We start from the raw sequence: 2107 nt of genomic DNA, 5'->3' as shown, positions 1-2107 counted from the left end.
GACTGGACCTACGAAGGCATCATCGCCTGCTCCAAGGTCTGCACCCACGTGGGCTGTCCCGTGGCGCTCTACGAGCGTCACACCCATCACCTGCTGTGCCCCTGCCATCAGTCCACCTTCGACGCTTCGCAGGAGTTCAAGGTTGTCTTCGGCCCCGCCGGACGCCCCCTGCCGCAGTTGCCGATCACCGTGGACGAGGAAGGCTTCCTCGTGGCGCGCAGCGACTTCGTTGAACCTGTCGGCCCGACCTACTGGGAGCGTGGCAACGCATGAGCGCCTCTAAACAGAAGTACACCGAGGAACAGTACCTCGAGGTCGGCAAGTATCAGCCGAAAACCTCCACCGGCAAGATCGCAAACTACGTCGATCAGCGCGTAGGCGGTACCAGTATCGTCCGCGAGTTCGGCCGCAAGGTCTTCCCGGATCACTGGTCCTTCATGTTCGGTGAGGTGGCCCTGTACAGCTTCATCATCGTGGTTCTTTCTGGAGCGTTCTTGACGTTCTGGTTCGATCCATCGATGGCCACCACTCGCTACTCAGGCTCCTATGCGCCTCTGCAGGGTCTGGAGATGTCGATGGCCTACGCCACCGCCTTGGAGCTCAGCTTCGATGTGCGCGGTGGTCTGTTCGTCCGCCAGCTGCACCACTGGGGCGCGCTGATGTTCGTCCTGGCGATGAGCGTCCATATGCTGCGCGTGTTCTTCACCGGGGCGTTCCGCAAGCCGCGTGAGATTAACTGGGTAGTGGGCTGTGCTCTGCTGATTCTCGGCCTAGGAGCTGGATTCACCGGTTACTCGCTGCCGGATGAGGTGCTCTCCGGTAACGGTTTGAGAATCATCGACGGCATGTTGAAGGCCATCCCGGTGGTAGGCACCTATATCTCCTTCTTCCTCTTCGGTGGGGAGTTCCCGGGCAACGAGGTCATTCCTCGCCTGTACTCGCTGCATATCTTCATCATCCCGGGCCTGATCCTGATTCTGATCGCGGTTCACCTGTTCCTGGTCGTCGTCCACAAGCACACCCAGTACCCCGGCCCCGGTCGTACTGAGCGCAATGTGGTCGGCTACCCGGTGGGACCGGTCTATGCTGCAAAGGCCGGCGGCTTCTTCTTCGTGGTGTTCGGCATCCTGTGCCTGATCGCCGGTACTTTCCAGATCAACGCGCTGTGGAACTACGGGCCATACGATCCTTCGCCAGTGACCGCCGGTGCGCAGCCGGACTGGTATATCGGTCCCTTCGAAGGCGTGCTGCGCCTGATGCCGGGGTTCATTGGGGACTTCTCGCTGGAGCGAGTTATCCCCACACCGTGGGGAGGTAACTCCCTAGCACTTCCGGTGCTGATACCTATGGTCCCCGTAGCGCTGCTGTTCCTGGGCCTGTTCGTCTGGCCCTGGATTGAAGCCTGGATCACCGGCGATAAGAAGGAACACCACCTTCTGGATCGTCCTCGCAACGCCCCCACCCGTACCGCCATCGGTATGGCAGCGATGACCTTCTACATGATCATGTGGGGCATGGGCTCCAACGACCTGATCGCTACACACTTCCAACTCTCGCTGAACGACATCACCTACTGGTCGCGCGTGCTGATCTTCGTCGGCCCTGTCATTGCCTACATCCTCACCAAGCGCATCTGTCTGGCACTGCAGCGCAAGGACCGCGAGACCGTGCTCCACGGTCATGAGGCCGGTGTGATCGAAGTCAGCGCAGATGGTGAATTCCATGAGCGTCACACGCCGCTGAGCGAGTACGAGGCATGGACCCTGGTGTCCTACGAGGCTCCGGCACCTACTCCGGCACGTCCCAATGCCAAGGGCAAGGTCACTCTGGCAGAGAAGATTCGTGCACGGCTGAACCGGATGTTCTTCGAGGATCGTGTGGAGCCCGTCTCCCGCGAGGAGTACCTCGAAGCACTCGAGCACAGCCACCACGAACCCAAGGGTCTGGCACCGGCTCCTGGAGGCGCAGGCGAGATCGAGTCCGGACGCCACTGAGCTGGTCCCGCGGGCGGGGAAACCCCGCCACGCTCTCGCCCACAATGGCGAGCGTGGGCTTCACACCTGAAGTTGGTCCCGCGGGCGGGGGAACCCCGCCGCTATACGAGAAC

2 protein-coding genes are annotated in these 2107 nt (G+C 61.4%); both read left to right on the top strand.

Annotated features, from left to right (window positions below):
• The coding region (locus TX78_RS00525) for a QcrA and Rieske domain-containing protein (protein WP_044492740.1) at nt 1-273 on the top strand (273 nt) is incomplete at its 5' end.
• Nucleotides 270-1994 carry a cytochrome bc1 complex cytochrome b subunit gene (gene qcrB, locus TX78_RS00520; protein ID WP_044492738.1) on the top strand — a complete coding sequence of 575 codons (1725 nt, stop codon included), beginning with the start codon at nt 270-272 and terminating at the stop codon, nt 1992-1994. The genes TX78_RS00525 and qcrB, both read left to right, overlap by 4 nt.
• Nucleotides 1995-2107: the final 113 nt, after the last annotated feature.

This window comes from Nesterenkonia massiliensis, from assembly GCF_000455245.1.
Taxonomy (GTDB): domain Bacteria; phylum Actinomycetota; class Actinomycetes; order Actinomycetales; family Micrococcaceae; genus Nesterenkonia; species Nesterenkonia rhizosphaerae.
The sequence above is the reverse complement of the archived record's forward strand: the minus strand, read 5'-3'. Positions and strand labels throughout refer to the sequence as shown.